This window comes from Sulfitobacter sp. S223 (assembly GCF_025143825.1).
In the GTDB taxonomy this organism is placed as follows: domain Bacteria; phylum Pseudomonadota; class Alphaproteobacteria; order Rhodobacterales; family Rhodobacteraceae; genus Sulfitobacter.
Genome location: NZ_CP083560.1, coordinates 1,196,043 through 1,214,294 on the forward strand (window position 1 = coordinate 1,196,043; position 18,252 = coordinate 1,214,294).

At 56.7% G+C, this 18,252-nt stretch carries 17 protein-coding genes and 1 tRNA gene; 5 read left to right on the plus strand and 13 right to left on the minus strand.

Annotated elements, in window-relative coordinates; translation table 11 throughout:
- The first annotated feature begins 86 nt into the window (after positions 1-86).
- On the plus strand, positions 87-1,433 hold the full coding sequence (locus K3757_RS05770) for an oligosaccharide flippase family protein (protein ID WP_260000039.1): 1,347 nt from the start codon (positions 87-89) through the stop codon (positions 1,431-1,433).
- Here K3757_RS05770 and K3757_RS05775 read toward each other — a convergent pair whose 3' ends face one another.
- The 7 genes from K3757_RS05775 to K3757_RS05805 all read right to left on the minus strand — a co-directional run bounded on the left by K3757_RS05775 (position 1,434) and on the right by K3757_RS05805 (position 8,554).
- On the minus strand, positions 1,434-2,729 hold the full coding sequence (locus K3757_RS05775; protein ID WP_260000041.1) for a DUF874 domain-containing protein: 1,296 nt from the start codon (positions 2,727-2,729) through the stop codon (positions 1,434-1,436).
- 147 nt (positions 2,730-2,876) lie between these two features.
- Positions 2,877-3,827: a CpsD/CapB family tyrosine-protein kinase gene (locus K3757_RS05780; protein WP_260000044.1), complete on the minus strand. Its 951-nt coding sequence runs from the start codon at positions 3,825-3,827 to the stop codon at positions 2,877-2,879.
- Between the two features lie 51 nt (positions 3,828-3,878).
- Positions 3,879-4,625, minus strand: coding sequence for a sugar transferase (locus K3757_RS05785; RefSeq protein WP_260000046.1), 747 nt, complete (start codon positions 4,623-4,625; stop codon positions 3,879-3,881).
- A gap of 331 nt (positions 4,626-4,956) precedes the next feature.
- Positions 4,957-5,031: transfer RNA gene (locus tag K3757_RS05790), tRNA-Glu, on the minus strand.
- Positions 5,032-5,111: 80 nt separating this feature from the next.
- Entirely contained in the window at positions 5,112-6,863 is a 1,752-nt protein-coding gene (gene recJ / locus K3757_RS05795; RefSeq protein ID WP_260000048.1) for a single-stranded-DNA-specific exonuclease RecJ, read from the minus strand.
- Positions 6,864-6,893: 30 nt separating this feature from the next.
- The gene (locus K3757_RS05800) at positions 6,894-8,180 is read right to left on the minus strand and encodes a homoserine dehydrogenase (RefSeq protein WP_260000050.1); all 1,287 of its coding nucleotides are present in this window, start codon (positions 8,178-8,180) and stop codon (positions 6,894-6,896) included.
- 77 nt (positions 8,181-8,257) lie between these two features.
- Positions 8,258-8,554 (minus strand): hypothetical protein, encoded by a 297-nt coding sequence (locus K3757_RS05805; RefSeq protein WP_260000052.1) that lies wholly within the window; start codon positions 8,552-8,554, stop codon positions 8,258-8,260.
- A 100-nt stretch (positions 8,555-8,654) separates the two neighbouring features.
- Between K3757_RS05805 and K3757_RS05810 the strand changes: the two genes are divergently transcribed.
- A complete protein-coding gene (locus K3757_RS05810) occupies positions 8,655-9,236 on the plus strand; it encodes a TetR/AcrR family transcriptional regulator (RefSeq protein ID WP_260000054.1) in 582 nt (193 codons plus the stop codon).
- Between the two features lie 4 nt (positions 9,237-9,240).
- On the opposite strand, the gene K3757_RS05815 is transcribed toward K3757_RS05810, so the two are convergent.
- A complete protein-coding gene (locus K3757_RS05815) occupies positions 9,241-10,152 on the minus strand; it encodes a pirin family protein (protein ID WP_260000056.1) in 912 nt (303 codons plus the stop codon).
- A 221-nt stretch (positions 10,153-10,373) separates the two neighbouring features.
- On the opposite strand from K3757_RS05815, the gene K3757_RS05820 reads away from it, so the two are divergent.
- Positions 10,374-11,324, plus strand: coding sequence for an NAD(P)-dependent oxidoreductase (locus K3757_RS05820; RefSeq protein WP_260000058.1), 951 nt, complete (start codon positions 10,374-10,376; stop codon positions 11,322-11,324).
- 138 nt (positions 11,325-11,462) lie between these two features.
- A complete protein-coding gene (locus K3757_RS05825) occupies positions 11,463-11,978 on the plus strand; it encodes a hypothetical protein (protein ID WP_260000060.1) in 516 nt (171 codons plus the stop codon).
- Positions 11,979-12,183: 205 nt separating this feature from the next.
- Here K3757_RS05825 and K3757_RS05830 read toward each other — a convergent pair whose 3' ends face one another.
- The 5 genes from K3757_RS05830 to K3757_RS05850 form a co-directional block, all read right to left on the minus strand.
- A complete protein-coding gene (locus K3757_RS05830; protein ID WP_260000061.1) occupies positions 12,184-12,519 on the minus strand; it encodes a hypothetical protein in 336 nt (111 codons plus the stop codon).
- Positions 12,520-13,173: 654 nt separating this feature from the next.
- Entirely contained in the window at positions 13,174-13,731 is a 558-nt protein-coding gene (locus tag K3757_RS05835) for a TadE/TadG family type IV pilus assembly protein (RefSeq protein ID WP_260000063.1), read from the minus strand.
- Positions 13,731-14,261, minus strand: a complete 531-nt coding sequence (locus K3757_RS05840; protein WP_260000065.1) for a TadE/TadG family type IV pilus assembly protein — start codon at positions 14,259-14,261, stop codon at positions 13,731-13,733. The genes K3757_RS05835 and K3757_RS05840 overlap by 1 nt, the downstream gene beginning before the upstream one ends.
- 8 nt (positions 14,262-14,269) lie before the next feature.
- Positions 14,270-15,694: a TadE/TadG family type IV pilus assembly protein gene (locus K3757_RS05845; protein WP_260000067.1), complete on the minus strand. Its 1,425-nt coding sequence runs from the start codon at positions 15,692-15,694 to the stop codon at positions 14,270-14,272.
- Between the two features lie 327 nt (positions 15,695-16,021).
- Complete coding sequence (locus K3757_RS05850; RefSeq protein WP_260000069.1) at positions 16,022-16,489, minus strand: YbaK/EbsC family protein; 468 nt, start codon at positions 16,487-16,489, stop codon at positions 16,022-16,024.
- Between the two features lie 211 nt (positions 16,490-16,700).
- Here K3757_RS05850 and K3757_RS05855 point away from each other — a divergent pair, with 211 nt between their 5' ends.
- Positions 16,701-18,134, plus strand: a complete 1,434-nt coding sequence (locus K3757_RS05855; protein ID WP_260000071.1) for a Glu/Leu/Phe/Val dehydrogenase — start codon at positions 16,701-16,703, stop codon at positions 18,132-18,134.
- The last annotated feature ends 118 nt before the right edge of the window (positions 18,135-18,252 follow it).

The following is an 18,252-nucleotide window of genomic DNA, read 5'->3' on the forward strand; positions in this document are numbered from 1 at the left end:
TTTCTACAGGGCCGCTTGGCTCTGGCACAAGGGGCGGGGGGGCGTTAGCAATGGTCTAGCGGCAAAACCGGAGATGATTAGGGCAAATGGGTGGTCTTTTGCAGGAGCTGCGCGGCGGGCGCCTGATGGCGCGGGTGTTTCGCAGCACATCTTGGATTTTGCTGGGCTATGGCGGCAGTCAGGGGCTGCGGCTTGCCTCTAACCTGATCCTGACGCGGCTGCTGTTCCCAGAAGCTTTTGGTCTTATGGCGTTGATCAGTTTGGTCACGGTGGGGCTGATGCTGTTTTCGGACGTGGGCATTGCGCCTTCCATTGCACAAAGCAAGCGCGGCGATGATCCTGATTTCCTGAACACGGCGTGGAGCATCCAGGTGGTGCGTGGTGTGTGCCTTTGGGTGATCGCCACCGGTTTGGCCTATCCGTTTTCGGTTTTCTACGACGCGCCGGAGCTGGCAGTCTATTTGCCGGTTGCGGCGTTAGCTTTGCTTGTCAGCGGGTTCAATCCAACCCGGATCGAAACAGCGCACCGCCATCTGCTGATGGGACGGCTCACGGTTCTGGACCTGACATCCCAGTTGATCGGGTTGGTGGTGATGGTGGCGCTGGCGTGGTGGTGGCAATCGGTGTGGGCGCTGGTATTGGGCGGCGTGGTGTCGCCGCTGGCAAAGCTGGTGCTGACGTGGGTCTTTCTGCCCGGTCCTTCAAACCGTTTCCGCTGGGAATACGAAGCCGTCCGCGAGCTGGTGACATTTGGAAAATGGATTTTCCTCAGCACGGCATTCTGGTTCTTCGCCAGTCAAGGGGATCGCGCGGTGCTGGGCAAGTTTCTGAGCCTTGAAAGCCTCGGCGTCTATAATATCGCCTTCTTTCTTGCGAGCTTTGCGCTGCAACTGGGGATGGCGGTATCGGGCCGCGTCATGATTCCAGTCTACCGTGATGCCAAGCACGAAGCGGCCAAGATCGCCAAGCTGCGCGCGGGGCTAAGCGCGGTGACGCTGGGCCTGTTGCTGGTTATGGCATTCGCAGGGCCGGTGCTGGTCGGGTTTCTTTATGATGCGCGCTACACGCTGGCAGGTGCGATTGTGACATTGCTTGCTGTCGCGCAAATTCCGCAGGCTATCGGGATGAGCTATGATCAATCAGCACTTGCGGCTGGTGATTCACGGCGGTTTTTTGTGGTGACGGCCGCACGGGCCGTTTTTCAGATCACGTGCCTGATTGTCGGAGTAAGCCTGTTTGGCTTGGTCGGGGCCATTGTGGGCATGGGGGTCGCGCACCTGCTGACACATCCGTTCGTCATCTGGTTGGCGCGCAAACATGACGCATGGGACATGCGCCATGACGTGATCTGCGCGCTGTGCGCAGGCGCGCTGGCCGTGATGGCACTTTGGGTGAATCGCGATGCCATTGCCGCACTCGCGGCTCTTACCTGATCAGGAGTGGCGCGCCATGCGCGCAGCACGCCCAGCCTTGCCAGCCGCGCGGCGCTTTTCACGCGCAAGGCGCCATTTCGAACTTTGGTACTTGGGGGCAAGTTCCGGAATTGACACTACTGGCAGGATACCGGTTTCACGCTCCATCTGGCGGGCTGAGCGGATTACCGGACGGCGCAGTTCCAGCAGCCAGGCAATTACAAAAGCCAGACCTGTTGCGCCCATTGCGCCAACAATTGCGCGCTTTTTCTTGCTCATCGTGATAGGATAGTCTGGTACCTGCGCTTCTTCGATGGTGGTCAGGCGTTCGCCCTGCGCGCCGACTTCGAGGTTGAATCCGACCTGAGCGTCGTTGCGACGTGCTGCAATAGCTTCGAGTTGCGTGCGCAGCTGCTCCATGCGGCGGTCAAAGTCGGCCAATGTGCGCTGTGTTTCAGGAGATCCTTGGATGGTCGCGCGCAAGGCGGTGCGTCGCTGGTCAAGCAGGGTGCGCTGCTGCGTCAGGGTCTGGAGCTGAGTATCAAGCTCTCGTTCCTCCCTCTGAACTGTAGATGCGCGTGCCGTACGGTCGATCCGTGTGCGGGCCAATTGGGCGCTGATGATCTCGCGGTCGAGGTCAAGAATGGCCTCGTTAAGCTGGGCGACCTCGGAGAGGCGGAATTCGACACCACCTTCGATGGTCAGATCATTCGCGGTTCGGTAGGTCTCAAGCTCGGCTTCGAGGGCCGCAATATTGTCCAGAACAACCTTTTCCTGTTGCTGGAAAAAGGCAAGAGTTTGGGCGGTCTGCTCACGACGCTGGGCAGCCATGAGAGCGCGCGTCTGTTCGGCGAACTCATGGGCCACATCTCGGGCCAATTGGGCTTGCTCCATCTGGGCCGTTATGGTCAGGACGGAAATGGTGCCGTCGTCAGAAAACCCCTCACGGGCCGCAGCAACGCCGTTGATTGTCACAGCCTGACGCAGCAGTTGGACTTTCTCGCTTGGTTTGAGCGCGGTCAGGTTTTCGTAGATGTTGAATTTGTCGATGATCTGCTGGAGGCTGACCCGAGCCATCAATTGCTGTTGGATCAGCTGCAACCGTCGCGCGGAAGAGCCTTCGACGGTGGACCGGGCAAGGTCGTCGTTGATTTTTGGCTGCTCTACCTGAATGACTTCGGATGACTGGTACAAATGAACATAGCTCATTGCCCAATAAAGCGACGCGAAACAGCCGGCGATGATGACAAACGCAATCACGCCCAGCCTGCGCCGGGTCATGTCCAGGAAATCCTGCCATGTATAGATCGGACCCATTTGTGCCTCGCTCGAACCTGTCTTTATGTCCGTTTTAAACTGGACGTGCCGCCTCGCTTGGGGGCGGCGTTATCGTCGTAATAGAAATAGACTTGGGCCATTATATGACCTTATTCAAGTCGTGCGATGTGCCTTGCGGCCGATGGGTCAGAAGCGTTCGATGCTGGATGCACGGGCGCGGTTCAGGATAACGCCCAGCAGTGGAACCTGACCGTCCAGGATGCGTTCGCATTCGGCCAGATGTTTGGCCATCGTCTGTGTGCCATCAGATACCAGCAGCACGCCGTCCAGCTGGGGCAGGAACGCGGCTGTGTCATCAAAGGACAGCAGCGGCGGCATGTCATAGAGCACGATGTCAGGGCGCAGTGCCGCGCGCATTTCGGCAAGGCTGGCAGCGGTTGCAGGGTCTTGCATGATTTCGGACGCATCCCTGTGAGTCTCATCCGTAAGCCCCACTGCAAGTGTATCGCTTACGCGTAGTATGTAATCGCTGATTGCAACGTCACCTGCCAGAAAGTCGCGCAAATCCCCTGTCAGGCTTGCGTCCATATCCAATGCTTTGGCCAGACCAGGATTACGCATGTTGAAATCCATCAAGACTGTGCGCGAAGATGGCACGCGCGACAGGCTTGCAGCAAGATTGGCAGCCGTGAATGTATTGCCGCACCCCGCTGTTGGAGAGGCCACTGCGATATTGGTCCAGCCGTTCTGTTTTGCCGTTTGGCGCAAACGGGTCCGCAAAAGATCAAACGCCCGCGATACTTCTGTCTCGCGGAAGTCTTCGGCGGCTTGGCTGCCATCCAGAATATGCTGGTCTGTGCCGGGCTCTTGCAGGTGCAGCAGGTCCCACAAATCGCGCGGCGCTGCGGCGGGTACCGTTAATTGTGGCACATAGGGCGTGGTCAAGGCCTCAACTGTATCGTTATCGAGTATCAGATCCGATTCTTTACCAGTTTGCCGTTGCTCATTTTCAAAGCGGCGCGGACGCGTGAAATTACCCTCGGCAGGCACCATAAGGTCGCTGCGCACCGCCCCCCCGTTTGCGGGCAAAGAGGAAAAACTATCCTTCATGGCATCAGGCTTTCGGGGTTTGGTCATACGGCTGCTATAGCCCATGAGGGGATGGGATTCAAAGAAGCTGCTTGCTGCCTAGTGGCCGGTTCTGCGCAGCATGACACCGACTGTTTTAAAGATGATCTTGATGTCACCGAAGATTGAAAGCGAGCGGTTGTAAGTCGCATCGACTTCGTTGCGAAATGAAAAGCGGTTTTCGTTGCGAGCAGAAATTTGCCACAGGCCGGTGATGCCGGGGCGCAGGGCGTAATAGTGCTCCGGGTTGCCATACATCGGCAATTGTTCAGGCATCATCGGACGGGGGCCAATCAGGCTCATGTCGCCGGTCAACACATTCCAAAGCTGTGGTAGCTCATCCAGCGAAGTCGAACGCAGCAAGGCACCCACGGGTGTCACGCGCGGGTCATTGATCAACTTTTGCTTTTCATCCCATTCGCGGCGCATCTTGGGATCGGATGCCAGATATTGTTCAAGAACGGCGTCGGCATCGCGTACCATTGTGCGCAGTTTAAGAATGGAAAACGCTTTTCCGTTCCGGCCAAGCCGTTGCTGACGGTAAAAGGGGTTTCCCCCTTCAAGCCAAAGCGCGATCGCGCATATCAGAGTGATCGGGATGAAAAACGGCAAACTTAGAAGCACCAAAAGCGTCTCAAACAGACGTTTGCCAACAACACGGTAGGCGGACCGCGGCATAGCCTCGGGCGTGGGACGGAAAAGGGGCGTGGGGGCTTGTAGCACAGCGATGCGTGCATTCATCTCGCCGCTTGTTGCGGCAAGATTGGACATGCCGTAACCGGGCTGATCAAGGTTAAATCTCTTCATCGTACAACCCCCCCAGGGTCATTTGGTCTTCTTGCAGGCACGGCCCGCTTTTTTCCGCATTGGCAGATACGGCATTGCCGGATTGGTCGCATTCGTCTTCACGGACACCGGCGCGCCCGAGTTTCAGCTATTCTCTTTTTATTTGAATGGCGCTGCCCATTCTAAGGCGCACATATGCCAGACGTCTGACACTTACATAACAGATTTTCGCCACAATTCAGGGGGAATTTTCGAAACAAATTGTTTCTTGTGAGCGATATGAAGAAAGTCTACGCCATCAGTGACCGCTGATGGAGGTCTGTTTTAGAAGCATTTTTTAACTGGGGGAATGTGGCAGCCCGTAGGGGAGTCGAACCCCTCTTTTCAGGTTGAAAACCTGACGTCCTAACCGATAGACGAACGGGCCACACTTAGTGAGCGCTTCTCTAAGCAATCCCCTTGAGGGGCGCAAGTCGAAAAAACCGAGTTGCGACGTTTTTTTTCGGCTTAGGCGCGGGCTGCGTCTTCCAGCCTTAATTGCACGGTCTGCCGACCCTGCCACGTATTGATGTCCAGTCGCCCTGCGAGGTGGAAATGTGCGCCGCCATGCGCCTCAAGCGCGGGGCCAATGGCCGAATCGTACGCGCCAAAGCAGATTGCATCCAGCCGTGCGCCATGACCGTCGCCAAAGCTGAGCTTGAGGTGGCTTTCGCCCACGCGGCGGGCCGAGAATATGCGCATATCTGCAAAAACATATCTTGGGGCAGGGGAGCCTGCACCAAATGGCCCTGCCGATTCGACTGCCTCAGTCAGCTCAACGCTGGCACCACCGGGCATAAGCAGCCCCTCTAGCCGCAAATCGGAAGGTCCACGCAGGTGCGCGCCTTGTTTCTCCAACAGCGCCGAAAGCTGGGCCATCGCGTCTTCGACGTTCTCCTCGGCCACAGTGAGGCCCGCTGCCATCTTGTGCCCGCCGCCTTTAAGTAAAACGCCCTGCATCGCCAGTTTCTGAATGCAGGCCCCCAGATCGACACCGCTGACGGAGCGGCCTGATCCTTTGCCGATTCCCTCATCAAGTCCGATTACCACTGCGGGACGCCCTGTGGCCTCCTTGAGGCGCGAGGCGACGATGCCGACCACGCCGGGGTGCCAGCCAGCGCCAGCGGCCCATACCAGCGCGCCGTCGGTGCCACGCTCCTCCGCTTGTGCCAGCGCTGCGGCGCGTACGGCTGTCTCCACTTCACGGCGTTCAGTGTTGAGCACATCAAGCCGTTCAGACAGGGCTGCGGCCTCATGCGGGTCTTCGGTGGCCAGCAGGCGGGCACCCAGATCGGCTTTGCCGACACGGCCACCTGCATTGATGCGCGGTCCCAGCATAAAACCAAGGTGATAGGCGGCAGGCGTCGTGTCCATTCGTGCAACATCAGCTAGCGCTGCAAGACCAATACGGTCCCGCCGTGCCATAACCTTTAGACCTTGTCGGACAAAGGCGCGATTCACACCGATTAGCGGCGCCACATCCGCTACGGTCGCCAATGCGACTAGATCAAGAAGAGACATTAGATCGGGGCCTTTGACCTGCGCCTCGCGCAATTGGCGTCCCGCCTCCACCAACATCAAAAAGACGACAGCTGCAGCACAAAGGTGGGCCAGCTCTCCGTCTTCATCTTGCCGGTTGGGGTTCACCACGGCCAGACAGTCAGGCAGGGTTTCCCCGCCCAAGTGGTGGTCCAGCACGATCACATCCGCGCCTTTAGCTGCTGCGATGGGACCGTGGGAAAGCGTGCCACAATCCACACAAACGATCAGGTCATGACGGGCTGCAAGATCGGCCATCGCTTCGTCATTGGGGCCATAGCCTTCATCAATGCGGTCAGGGACATAAAGCGTTGCCTCGCGGCCCATCTGGCGCAACCAGATCAGCAACAGAGCGGCAGAGCTTCCTCCATCCACGTCATAGTCGGCAAATATCGCAATGCGCTGTCGTGTTTTGACCGCAGCAAGAAAGCGTGCGGCGGCTTTTTCCATATCACGCAAGGAACGCGGATCGGGAAGGAGATCGCGCAGGGCAGGGGCGAGGTATGCCTCGGCACCTGCGGCATCGACGCCGCGCCGTGCCAGTACCGCACAGACAGCCATCGGCAGGCCTGTTTGTTGGTGCAAGGCTTCGGACGCGCGTGTTGTTTCGCCCCCGGGACCGACCCAGCGCCGCCCAGTCAAAGAGGTTTCTACCCCCAGAAATGCTGCAGCTTGGTCCACTGGTCTATTCCTTATTGTTGGGGCGTCGAATCAGACTTCCTCAATCCGCAGAGCCACCGGATCACCGGCAACCACAGACGTATCGCCGAACGCGGCCAGAGCGTGATCAATATCGCGGCGTGTTGTCTTATGCGTCACGATCAAGACCGGCGCACAATTGTCCACATGACCATACTGGCGCATCCGGTCGATGGACACGCCTGCTTCGCCCAGAACGGCCGCGACCTTTGCCAATGCCCCCGGTTTATCCTTCAGAGCCATGCGCAGATAATAGGCGGCCGGTCGCTGGCTGAGCGCTGGTTTTGCCGCTTCGAGCGTTTTTGCCGGCTGTCCAAATACAGCGCCACGGTACCCACGTGCGATATCGCAAATGTCGGATAGAACAGCGCTTGCGGTTGGACCTGCGCCCGCGCCAGCACCGCGCAGCACGATCTGACCTACAGCATCGCCTTCCAGCACAATCATGTTCGTGCCACCCTGCAGTTGCCCAAGCGGCGAGCTGTCAGGCACAAGGCACGGCTGCATCCGTTGCTCCAGCCCGCGGCCGGTCATCTGCGCCACGCCAAGCAGCTTGATCTTATAGCCCATGTCGGCAGCGGCACGGATATCCTCGATTGAGACGCGCTCGATCCCTTCAAGCTCGATCCCGGCGAAATTGACCTGCGTGCCGAAGGCGAGAGAGGACAGAATCGCAAGCTTATGTGCTGCATCGATGCCGCCCACGTCCAGTTGTGGATCTGCCTCCAGATAGCCAAGGCCATCGGCTTCGGCAAAAACATCGGCATAGGGCAGGCCTGCGTCTTCCATACGTGTCAGGATATAATTGCACGAGCCGTTCATCACACCCATCACGCGGGTAATTTCATTACCTGCAAGGCCTTCTCCCAGTGCTTTGATAACCGGAATGCCGCCTGCCACGGCGGCCTCGTATTTGATGACGCAGCCTTTGGCCTCGGCGTTTTCGGCCAGCGTCTGGCCGTACATGGCCAGCATCGCCTTATTGGCGGTGACCACATCTTTGCCCAAGGCCAGCGCCGCTTCGGTTGCGTCTTTTGCGGGCCCGTCTTCGCCGCCCATCAATTCCACGAACACATCAACATCGTCGCGTTTGGCAAGGGCGACCGGATCGTCCTCCCATGCGTAAGACGACAGATTTACACCGCGGTCTTTGGATTTGCTGCGCGCCGAAACGGCCGAGATTTCGACGGCGCGGCCTGTTCGCGCCTCAATCAACGCAGCCTGTTTGCGCAGGATGCCGACAACGCCAGCACCAACCGTACCCAAACCCGCAATCCCGAGGCGAAGAGGTTGTGACATGTAGGTGCTTCCTTTGATGACTGAGCTTTGCGTCGATGTAGCCCTTTCATCGCTGCCGTGCAACGGAGCAGGAAGTCTTAATGGAGCCCTTTTGCAAGACGCTGCCTTTCGGCGCCGCTCAGCACCGATCCGCGCAAGCGTGCTGCTCGGGCTTTCAACGCGGCGACCCGTGCATTCATCGTGGCTGTCGCTTGAACGGGTTCGACACCCGTTGCCTCGGCAGATGCCAGAACAGGACCCATTGGTACCAGCGTAGGATAGTCCGCCGCCTCCAGAGCGGGGGTGATCGTCCGGTCCAGTGCCGGGAATTGCGTACAAGCACCCAAAAGGCTCAATCCGGCGCAAAGCACCGCAGGGAAAAACGCGCGTGTCATACTGTACGGTGTGCACCAGAGCGCGGCTATCTTGCAAGTGTCTTGCTGTGGTGCGGCGCAAAGGGTTTACTTTTTGAACAGACGTTCAGATAATTAACTCATGGCACGCACCGCAGGATCACACTCAGATATCACCGGCCCCCGCGTCCGTGAGGCCGCGCTAAAGCTGTTTGCAGCAGGCGGGTATGCGGCGGTATCTATGCGGGCCATTGCCGCCGAGGTGGGGGTGCAGGCGGGCGCGCTATACAATTACACGCCCGACAAACAGACGCTCTTGTTCGATTTGATGGAAAGCCACATGACAGAGCTTTTGTCGGCGGTGAAAGATGATCCGACCCAGCCAGCTGACGCGCGTCTAAAAGCATTCGTCGCGTTCCACATTCGCTTTCACCACGCGCGCCCTGATGCGGTTTTCATCGCCTATATGGAGCTGCGCAACCTGACCCCTGAAAACTTTGCCCACATAGAGGGCTTGCGGCGCACTTATGAAGACGGGCTTGAGCAGATATTGCGCGACGGGGTGGCAAGCGGCGTTTTCAATGTAAGTGATACCAAAATCGCAACGCTTGCGATCATCGCTATGCTGACCGGTGTCAACACCTGGTTCCGCAGCGGGGGGCGTCTGTCTTTGGACCAGATCACCGCGCAGTATTCTGAGATGGTCCACCGCGCGGTAACATAATTGGCTAGTGGGCCGGTTTTATGAACGTCCCGTTGTTCAGTTCCTTCACCGCCTGAATAAGCTCCTCGCGGGTGTTCATAACGATGGGGCCGTGCCAAGCGACCGGCTCGTCAATGGGCGCACCTGATATTAGCAAAAATCGCAAGCCTTTTGGGCCCGCCTGCACGGTGACCTCATCGCCTGTGCCAAAACGCACCAATGTGCGGTCGCCGGACATATCGCGGATGTTCAGCTCTTCGCCGGCGACCTCTTTTTCCAGCAGGACACCGGAAGGGCGGCTGGCATCGACAAAGGCTCCGGCCCCTTGGAAAATATAGGCAAAGGCACGGCGGTAGGTGTCGATCTTGAAGGTTTTGCGTACGCCGGCAGGCACCGATACATCCAGATATTGCGGATCGGCAGCGATGCCATCTACGGGGCCACGTTTGCCCCAAAATTCACCTGTGATAACGCGCACTTTGGTGCCGTCATCGTCGATCACCTCTGGAATAGCGTCAGATGTCACATCCTGATACCGCGGCGCGGTCATCTTCTGGGCCGAGGGGAGGTTGCCCCACAGCTGAAAGCCATGCATTTGACCGCGCTGGTTTCCATGCGGCATTTCCTGATGCAGAATCCCGCTTCCAGCGGTCATCCATTGCACATCACCCGCGCCAAGCGTGCCATTGTTGCCAAGGCTATCAGAATGTTCGACGGTGCCTTCTAGCACATATGTGATCGTTTCGATCCCGCGGTGCGGATGCCATGGAAAGCCCTTTTCGAAGTCGATGGGGCGCTCGTTGCGGAAATCATCGAACAGCAGAAAGGGGTCAAGCTCGCTAGGGTCCTGAAACCCGAAGGCACGGTGCAGTTTCACGCCAGCGCCCTCCATTGTGGGCTGGGCGGCGCGGGTCTCTAAAGTTGGTCTCAGGGACATAGCGGTTCTCCTGTAATGGGGCTGTTCGGTAAATAGGGCTGTCCCCCCGCGCGGACAATATGGGGGGCGTGCAGGTCCAGTGTGCGCAGATGCTCAGACAACTGGCGGATTTGCATCGGCTGGGCCGGAAAACGCTGGACGTTGTTGTCCAAAGGTCGGTTTTGGGCTGGACGTGTCGCGGCGCGAACGCAAGGTTGGCACAAATGAAAGCGGAGGATCGCATGAAGATTGGTTTTATCGGGTTGGGCAATGTGGGCGGTAAGCTGTCCGGCAGTCTATTACGTAACGGTGTGGATCTTAGTGTGCATGATCTGGATGCTGGATTGGTGCAGGCTATGGTTGATAAGGGTGCACGTGACGGCGGAAGCCCTTCACAGATGATGCGTGAGTGCGATGCGGTCATCACCTGCCTGCCAAGTCCCGCAGCCAGCGCAGCCGTGGTTGAGCAGATGTTGCCTGAGGTCAAAGAGGGCAAGATATGGCTTGAGATGTCGACCACTGACGCGTCAGAGATAAAACGCTTGGCCGGTCTGGTTCACGCCCGCGGCGGCGCTGCTGTGGATTGCCCTGTCTCCGGTGGGTGCCACCGTGCGGATACAGGCAACATCAGCATCTATGCAGGGTGTGACCGCGCCACCTTTGACCGCGTTCTGCCCGTGCTTACCCACATGGGACGGCGCATCCTGCACGTGGGCGAGTTGGGGAACGCCAGTGTCCTCAAGGTCATGACAAATTACCTTGCGACCGCCAACCTGCTGACACTGTGTGAGGCACTGACGGTGATGAAAGCGCAAGGCATGGATCTTGGAATGACGTATGAGGCGATTGCAATGTCATCGGGCACCAGCTTTGTCCATGAAACTGAAAGCCAGTTGATCCTTTCAGGGTCGCGTGATGTTAACTTTACGATGGACCTGATACAAAAGGATATCGGCCTGTTCCAAAAGCTTGCGGATGATGCTGCGGTGCCACTGGAAATATCGCCATTGATGATCGCGATGATGACAGACGGGCAGGATCGTTATGGCGTGCGCGCCCAGTCCGACAGGATGATCGAGCGACTTGAGGAGGCGACTGGCCTGCAGATACTGGCAGATGGTTTCCCGATGGAGCTGGTGGACGATGAGCCGGAAGAACGCGGCTATGAAGTGAAGCCGCGTCGGTTGATGTAATGAATCGACTTCCCGTTCCATGGCGTTGAAATCGCGGTGAAATCAGATTTCAGAACTTGTGGCGTAGCCTTCGTATAGATCGCGAAGGCTTGCCCGCTGTTTGTTCAGCGTCTAGGGGTCGACAAAAGGAGTGCCGAGATGACCTCAGAGCCAGCTACACCAAAGACGGACCCTCACGAAATTCTTGCAACCGCGCAGGCCGCTTCAGGGCGCAGATACCTTGGTATCGGGATGCTCGGGCTGCTGGGGCTCATGTTGATTTATATCGCTGTCAGTCAAGCGCCTGCCTTGCAATGGCGGCTGTTTCTGGTCGCGCTGGGCGCTTTGGCCTTGTGGATGGCAGACCGGATGCGTCGCGGCACCGCGACGCGAATTGAGCTGACCGAAACTGAACTGCGCGACAGCGACGGCACCGTGATTGCGTTGATTGCCGACATAGACGGGATGGACCGCGGGTTCTTTGCATTCAAACCATCTAACGGCTTCTTGCTGCGTACTAAAAATTCTGCGCCGAATGTCTGGCGCCCTGGCCTATGGTGGCGCATGGGGCGCCGCATCGGGATTGGTGGTGTAACGCCCGCGAACCAGACCAAATTCATGTCCGAAATCATTGCCGCCATGATGGCGCAGCGCGACATGAACGCCGAAAAATAACCTGTTTAAATATGCCATCGCAGAGACTGGGGTGTCCGCATATTGGATTGGTCGGTTAAGCGGACAAAGTCATCATTGCTCCAAGTTGACATTTTGACTGAAAAAATGGGCTCAGTTAGAGATCAGGAACGATGCGCATACAAAACCCCAGTCTATTTGGACTGGGGTTTTGTGCAGGTGATGGTGGATGTGGCGTCGGAGTGGTTTAACTGCCGCGCCCATGGCCCCCGCCGCCATGACCGCTGCCGTTGCCGCCAGCGCCGTGGCCGCCGCCACCAACTCCACGTCCTCCGGTATCCGCGCTCGCATGACCCGCAGCTTTGCCACCAGCATTGGGGCTAACGTTCCGGTTCGCCTGTCCGTGCATCTCATCTTCGCCCGGTGTGTTCAGGCTCTTTTCCTGATTCGCATCATGGAATTGAGAGTTCACCTTATCGTCCGGACCAGCCCAAGGATTGCCGTGATCGGCCAATACAGGCGCGACGGAAAGTGTCAGCAGAACCAGCCCTAGGGGCACGGAATTGGAGAGTGTTGATTTCACGGGATTAGTTCCTTTTCATTGCATTCATAAATATAGTTATATCTATGTGTGGCGAAAAAAAGGTGCCGCTCGTGTTATAGGCTGGTTTCCGCTCTTTGCTGATATGCCCCAAAACCGGCAAGCTACGTCCGGCTTAGCTAGCACATACGCGCTACTGGGGGATGACAGTTATCAATCGCCGTAAAAACGCGCCCGGAATGACCTCCGGCATATATTTGTGAGGTATCAGGCAGGAACTAAGCCAAGAATGCATTCTGGAAACCAAGGGCTTCATCGCGCGTTCCAATATCACGCTCTTCCTGGCCGCGAGACGTTCATACAGGCGCGCATCATCTTCAACTCCTGCATCGTATAGTCTTGCCACAAGGGGCGGGGTGGCTTCGCTACATAGATCTGATCAGCCATGCTGAACCCACTCGCGCGCCTCTGGCTGGTGCGTCTCGTCCGTCTCCAAGAACTCATGGAAGCATGGGGTCGGCGCATTTCCCATAATCAACATGCCCGTTATTCGCCGATGAGGTATCTTATTTTGTTAAGTCCGAGACGGCACGCGAGCCTACGCACCGACGGCAGTGTGCAGGTGCATACCCACAAAAAAATACCCCCGAAACGGTTTTGCCGTCCGGGGGTATTCAATGTGTCAATCAGGACCGATCAGCTGTCTGTCCACAACACCTGTGGCGCATAGCGGGGGCGCGTAAAGATGAAGTTCTTGATTTCGCGCTGCTCCAAACCTGTTCTGAACGGTGGTGTGTAGTTGGCGAATGTTTCGACAATAATGATCCGCTCGTTGTGAACCATCGCTGGCAGCTTCTCCGTCCAGTCGCGTACAGACTGGTTGGTCAACTCTGTGGCGTAGCCGCGTGTCTTTGACCAATCAAGCTTCATGATCTCGTTCTGGCTGTCGTAGCGCACAATGGATACACGCACGGTGCTTTCCTGAGGATCACGGGTGAGCGTGTTGAACAGGGCAAGCGAGCCATCCATATAGTCACCGTCAATCGGCAGCGTCTCACGAGAAATCATATCCCCCAGCGTGTAAGCGGCCTTTTGGTGCATCGTGTACTGACGAAACGCATCAAACAGTGTGAAGATTGACAGGACCACAAAGAAGATCAGCGGGATCATAATGACCATTTCGATCGAAGCTGACCCTTTCTCGTCGCGGGCGAAATGACCGCGCAGGGCTGTTTTTGGGTTAACGTTCTGCATTATTTTGGCTCCTGTACAAAGGCACTCATCGAGACCATTTTGCCTTTTCCGTCACTGCTTGCCTGTCCCAGCAAATAGCCCAGCCCGATCGATCCGAATACTGGGTCGAACTTGTAGCAGGCGCGCAGCAGCATCAGCTCGTGTTGTTGTCCCAAGGACCAGCCGCGCACCGGGCTGACCTCCAGAGGGGCGTCAGTGCAGTCTGGATTTGCTTCTAGCCCAGAAAAGCTGCGCGGGTTCATTGGCAACATTTCGAGCCGCAGGTTTTCATCGCAGTTGTCAAGGCCACCAGCGTTCATGCAGATCGCTTTCTTGAGGTCATCGTGTGTGATCTCCACACCTGTGTTCAGACGCACGCTGCGGGTCGTAACCTCCAGGCCGCGATCCAATTGCATTTGGCGGATCGAGTGCAAGCTAAGCTCAAAGCCGAAGAAGAAGGCGCCAAACAGAACCGGAGCAAGAATTGCGAATTCGATTACATAGAGAACGCCCTTTTCTTCATCCCGGAAGCGGCGCAGGTGATTTTTCATACGCGTGATCATTGTGTGAGCCTCAGCTGGTTAATTTGGCGTGCAATCGCTCTGAACGCCTCTTTGATTTCAACGCCTTCAACCCGGAAGAAGTGGCTGGGTGAGGAGGCACAATCGCGCATAACGTTTGCACCGTGGTCGGTAACTTCGAAGCCGATGGACCAGATGACGATGTTCTTCTCTTTCGCAGCATCACAGACGTTGCTGAGAAGGCTGTCGCCGTAGTCGGGCCAGTACTTCAGGTACTTGAAGCTATTGTGGTAGTAGCTGCTCACATAGCGCGAGAGGTACCAGTTCAGGTTATACCGGTCCCAGTGTGCCGCATGGCTGTAGTTGGCATAGTAGTTATCGTTGATGCGGTAGGAATAGTGGTTCTGACCATCCGTCATCAAGACAACCGTCTTGAGCGTTGCGAAGTCATCGAATTCTGCTGGGCGTGCTGCGAATGCAGTATCCGTTTTGCCGGCTTGCGCCAAATCAGCATTGATCGTTCTGAAATCAGGATCAAGCAGACCGGTGGCCCATTTCATACCTGCAAAGATGGAGGTACTGCCGCGTGGCACCAGACGCCCGATCTTGTATTTCAGAGCATCGACATTCTGGCTGAACGCCACAACGTCTTCGTCTGCACCGTTTGGACAAACTGGCGTGCTGCGGTCGTTATCATACCCGTTATAGCCCCACTGGAAGTGCTGGACCTGACCGTATTGCTTGTCACGGCGCAGACGCGTCGTGTCAAAATCGCTGTCAGAGAATTCCATGCAGTGGCTGTAAGGGTTGTTCCAGTTCACATTGAACCTGCTCATCAGGTCGGGGCCTGCGCTCACATGTTCAGAGTAAGGGACGATCGACACAGATACGAGATCTTCGGTTGAATCGTTGATCACGGCGTCAACAAATGTCCGGGCTGCATCGCGCAGGTTGGACATCTTGTCGCCTTCGCTCATCGAGCCGGAAATATCGAGAACCATTGAGATTTCGACGTTGTTCACGCGCTCTTCGGCTTCGGCGAAGCTGCGCAGAGGCAATTCATCAATCCCGAGTATGTTCATGAAGTTGGTGGCCGTTGAACTGTCCGAGTTCACGGAAACAGTTCTGAAGTTCAGGCCTTCTTCTACGGTAATGCTGTTCGCCCGGTCGGGAATGCCAGCCTTATCAAAGTAGTCTTGGACCACCTCGCTCGGAGTAAGTTGCTGATCAAGGTCGGCGGCTGCCAGCACTGCACGGTCGGCAGTGTTCTGGACGCGGACGCGCTCCATCTCGTTGCGCTGCATGTCGAAAGAGATACCGGCAATGATGACCAGCAACCCGATGATTGCAACGGCGAAGACGGTTACAAAGCCGTCTTCTTCTTGTGCGTAACGACGCAGGTAGGGATTGTTTTCCCGTCCCGCTAATGCCGGGACGCACGTCGTCGAAAACAGTTTTGACATTATTTTCACCTCTCATGCCGTGACCCGCTCGGAGTGATGGGACCTATGGCTTATCGACAGTTCTTATGACCTGTGAACATGGCCAAAATTAGGCAAATCATTGCCTAAATGTCATATTTTAAAGGGTTTTCGGGTATAATGGGCGCGTATCGGGGGGAGTGTTTCGCGACCGTGAACAGTGCGCCCCGAAAACCGTACACACCCTATTCTTTAGGGGGAGGGCGAGTCGTGGTTAACCCGATCGGTCTAATCCGCTATAGTGTGTAACTAATCCGATATAGTTAATTTTTGATTAGCCAGGCAGGCAAGGAAGTAAATTTCCGAGCCCTATTTGTTGGTAAAGGGTATAGCGCGCGTAGCCTTCAGTAGGTCTTGTGGGGAGATTTCGAAAACCGTTTCAGGTGCGCCACCGGCACCCCAGACCGTTTCAAACTCAAGAAGAGCGGCGTCAATATAGGTTTGCATGTCGCACAGGTGCCCGATGGGGGCGACCCCGCCAATGGCAAAACCTGTCTCGGCGCGGACACGTTTGGGGTCGGCCCGAACCAATGCTTCACCGAAAAGGTTTGGCGCACGATCAAGATCAAGCTGGTGCGCGCCACTGACAAGGATGAGCATCAGGTTCCCTGACTGCGCCCCCTCAAAAATCATCGACTTTGCGATCTGCCCAACACTGCATCCGCAACTGTCGGCAGCATCCTGTGCCGTGTGTGCCGAGGTTGGTAAAGTGATGATCTCGATTTCTAGCCCTGCTGCCTGCGCAGCCTGCCGTACACGATTGACGCTTTTGCCCATTGATAGATCCTCACGTTGCTACAGTTTGTTAAGGACAAATGCGCTAACCAAGGTCAAGTGGCCGCGCGGACACGGGGGGCAGTTTTGCAGTGTTCGTAAACTGATTAAAAAAGTAGCACTTCGTTTGGTGCCCGCATAAGGTCCGACTAAGTGCAGGATTCGCCCTGCATCCGTATAAAGCCTAACCTGATCTCACATAAAGGCAGATCCTATGAGCCAGAATTCCAAAGAGCCGAGCTTTCGCGACAGCGTAAACCTTATGTTCAACCGAGCGGTTGATCTGATGGATCTCAAGCCCGGCCTTGTGGAGAAAATTCGCGTTTGCAACGCTACTTATACCGTTCGCTTCGGTGTGCGTTTGCGCGGAGACATCAAAACATTCACCGGATACCGCTCTGTGCACTCAGAGCATATGGAGCCGGTCAAAGGCGGTATCCGCTTTTCTCTGGGTGTTAACCAGGACGAGGTCGAGGCGCTGGCGGCGTTGATGACGTTTAAATGCGCGTTGGTCGACGCACCGTTTGGCGGCTCCAAAGGGGGCTTGTGTGTGGACCCGCGAGAATACGAAGTGCATGAAATGGAGATGATCACCCGTCGCTTTGCCTATGAGCTGATCAAACGCGACCTGATCAACCCTGCGCAGAACGTGCCCGCCCCCGATATGGGTACCGGAGAACGCGAGATGGCATGGATCGCCGATCAGTACAAACGTATGCACACAACCGACATCAACAGTGCGGGCTGTGTGACGGGCAAGCCGATCAATGCCGGTGGCATTCAGGGGCGGACAGAGGCGACCGGTCGTGGCGTGCAATACGCCCTGCGTGCTTTCTTTCAGGACAGTGATGGCGTCAAGAAAGCCGGTTTGACCGGAACCTTAGACGGCAAACGCGTGGTGGTGCAGGGCCTGGGAAATGTGGGCTTTCACGCCGCCAAGTTCCTGAGCGAGGAAGACGGCGCGCCAGTGGTTGGTGTGATAGAATACAACGGGGCGATCTGGAATGACGATGGCATCGACATCGAAGCGCTCAAGGCGCACATCACGGCCGAGGGTTCGCCAAAGGGCTTTGCTGGAGGTGAATTTGTCGAAGACGGAGCCAGCCTGCTGGAGCGGGAGTGTGATATCCTGATCCCCGCTGCGCTGGAAGGCGTGATCAATCTGGGTAATGCAAAGCGGATCAAGGCTCCTTTGATCATCGAGGCGGCGAATGGTCCGGTCACGGCGGGTGCGGATGAAATCCTGCGCGACAAGGGGACTGTTGTCATTCCTGACATGTACGCCAACGCCGGCGGCGTGACAGTCAGCTATTTTGAGTGGGTCAAGAACCTCGGCCATATCCGCTTTGGCCGCATGGGACGGCGTCAGGAGGAAAGCCGTCACCAGCTTATCGTGGACGAGCTTGAGCGCATCAGCCGCGACACCTCGATCAACTGGACAATTAGCCCCGACTTCAAGGATAAATATCTGCGCGGCGCAGGTGAATTGGAACTGGTACGGTCTGGTCTGGATGACACGATGCGAACTGCCTATGAGTCCATGGCGAACGTCTGGCACAGCCGTGACGATGTTTCGGATCTGCGCACAGCGGCCTATCTGGTCAGCATTGGTAAGGTCGCCGCAAGCTATCAGGCAAAAGGTCTGTAGCATCAAAACTGTTCTGGCCGAGCTTGGCGCGCTTTGCGGCGCGTCGGCCAGATCGGAATTGCGTGTATATCGAAGGTGTTGATTTGGCTGGGGGTTAGTCCCCGGCTAAATAGTCGGT

Coding starts and splice junctions, on each gene's coding strand:
- K3757_RS05850 (WP_260000069.1), bottom strand. CDS start 16,489: ATGGGCAAAAGCGTCAATCGTGTACGGCAGGCTGCGCAGGCAGCAGGG.
- K3757_RS05840 (WP_260000065.1), bottom strand. CDS start 14,261: ATGAAAAATCACCTGCGCCGCTTCCGGGATGAAGAAAAGGGCGTTCTC.
- K3757_RS05775 (WP_260000041.1), bottom strand. CDS start 2,729: ATGGGTCCGATCTATACATGGCAGGATTTCCTGGACATGACCCGGCGC.
- K3757_RS05855 (WP_260000071.1), top strand. CDS start 16,701: ATGAGCCAGAATTCCAAAGAGCCGAGCTTTCGCGACAGCGTAAACCTT.
- K3757_RS05770 (WP_260000039.1), top strand. CDS start 87: ATGGGTGGTCTTTTGCAGGAGCTGCGCGGCGGGCGCCTGATGGCGCGG.
- K3757_RS05820 (WP_260000058.1), top strand. CDS start 10,374: ATGAAGATTGGTTTTATCGGGTTGGGCAATGTGGGCGGTAAGCTGTCC.
- K3757_RS05815 (WP_260000056.1), bottom strand. CDS start 10,152: ATGTCCCTGAGACCAACTTTAGAGACCCGCGCCGCCCAGCCCACAATG.
- K3757_RS05825 (WP_260000060.1), top strand. CDS start 11,463: ATGACCTCAGAGCCAGCTACACCAAAGACGGACCCTCACGAAATTCTT.
- K3757_RS05835 (WP_260000063.1), bottom strand. CDS start 13,731: ATGCAGAACGTTAACCCAAAAACAGCCCTGCGCGGTCATTTCGCCCGC.
- K3757_RS05845 (WP_260000067.1), bottom strand. CDS start 15,694: ATGTCAAAACTGTTTTCGACGACGTGCGTCCCGGCATTAGCGGGACGG.
- K3757_RS05810 (WP_260000054.1), top strand. CDS start 8,655: ATGGCACGCACCGCAGGATCACACTCAGATATCACCGGCCCCCGCGTC.
- K3757_RS05785 (WP_260000046.1), bottom strand. CDS start 4,625: ATGAAGAGATTTAACCTTGATCAGCCCGGTTACGGCATGTCCAATCTT.
- K3757_RS05805 (WP_260000052.1), bottom strand. CDS start 8,554: ATGACACGCGCGTTTTTCCCTGCGGTGCTTTGCGCCGGATTGAGCCTT.
- K3757_RS05780 (WP_260000044.1), bottom strand. CDS start 3,827: ATGACCAAACCCCGAAAGCCTGATGCCATGAAGGATAGTTTTTCCTCT.
- K3757_RS05800 (WP_260000050.1), bottom strand. CDS start 8,180: ATGTCACAACCTCTTCGCCTCGGGATTGCGGGTTTGGGTACGGTTGGT.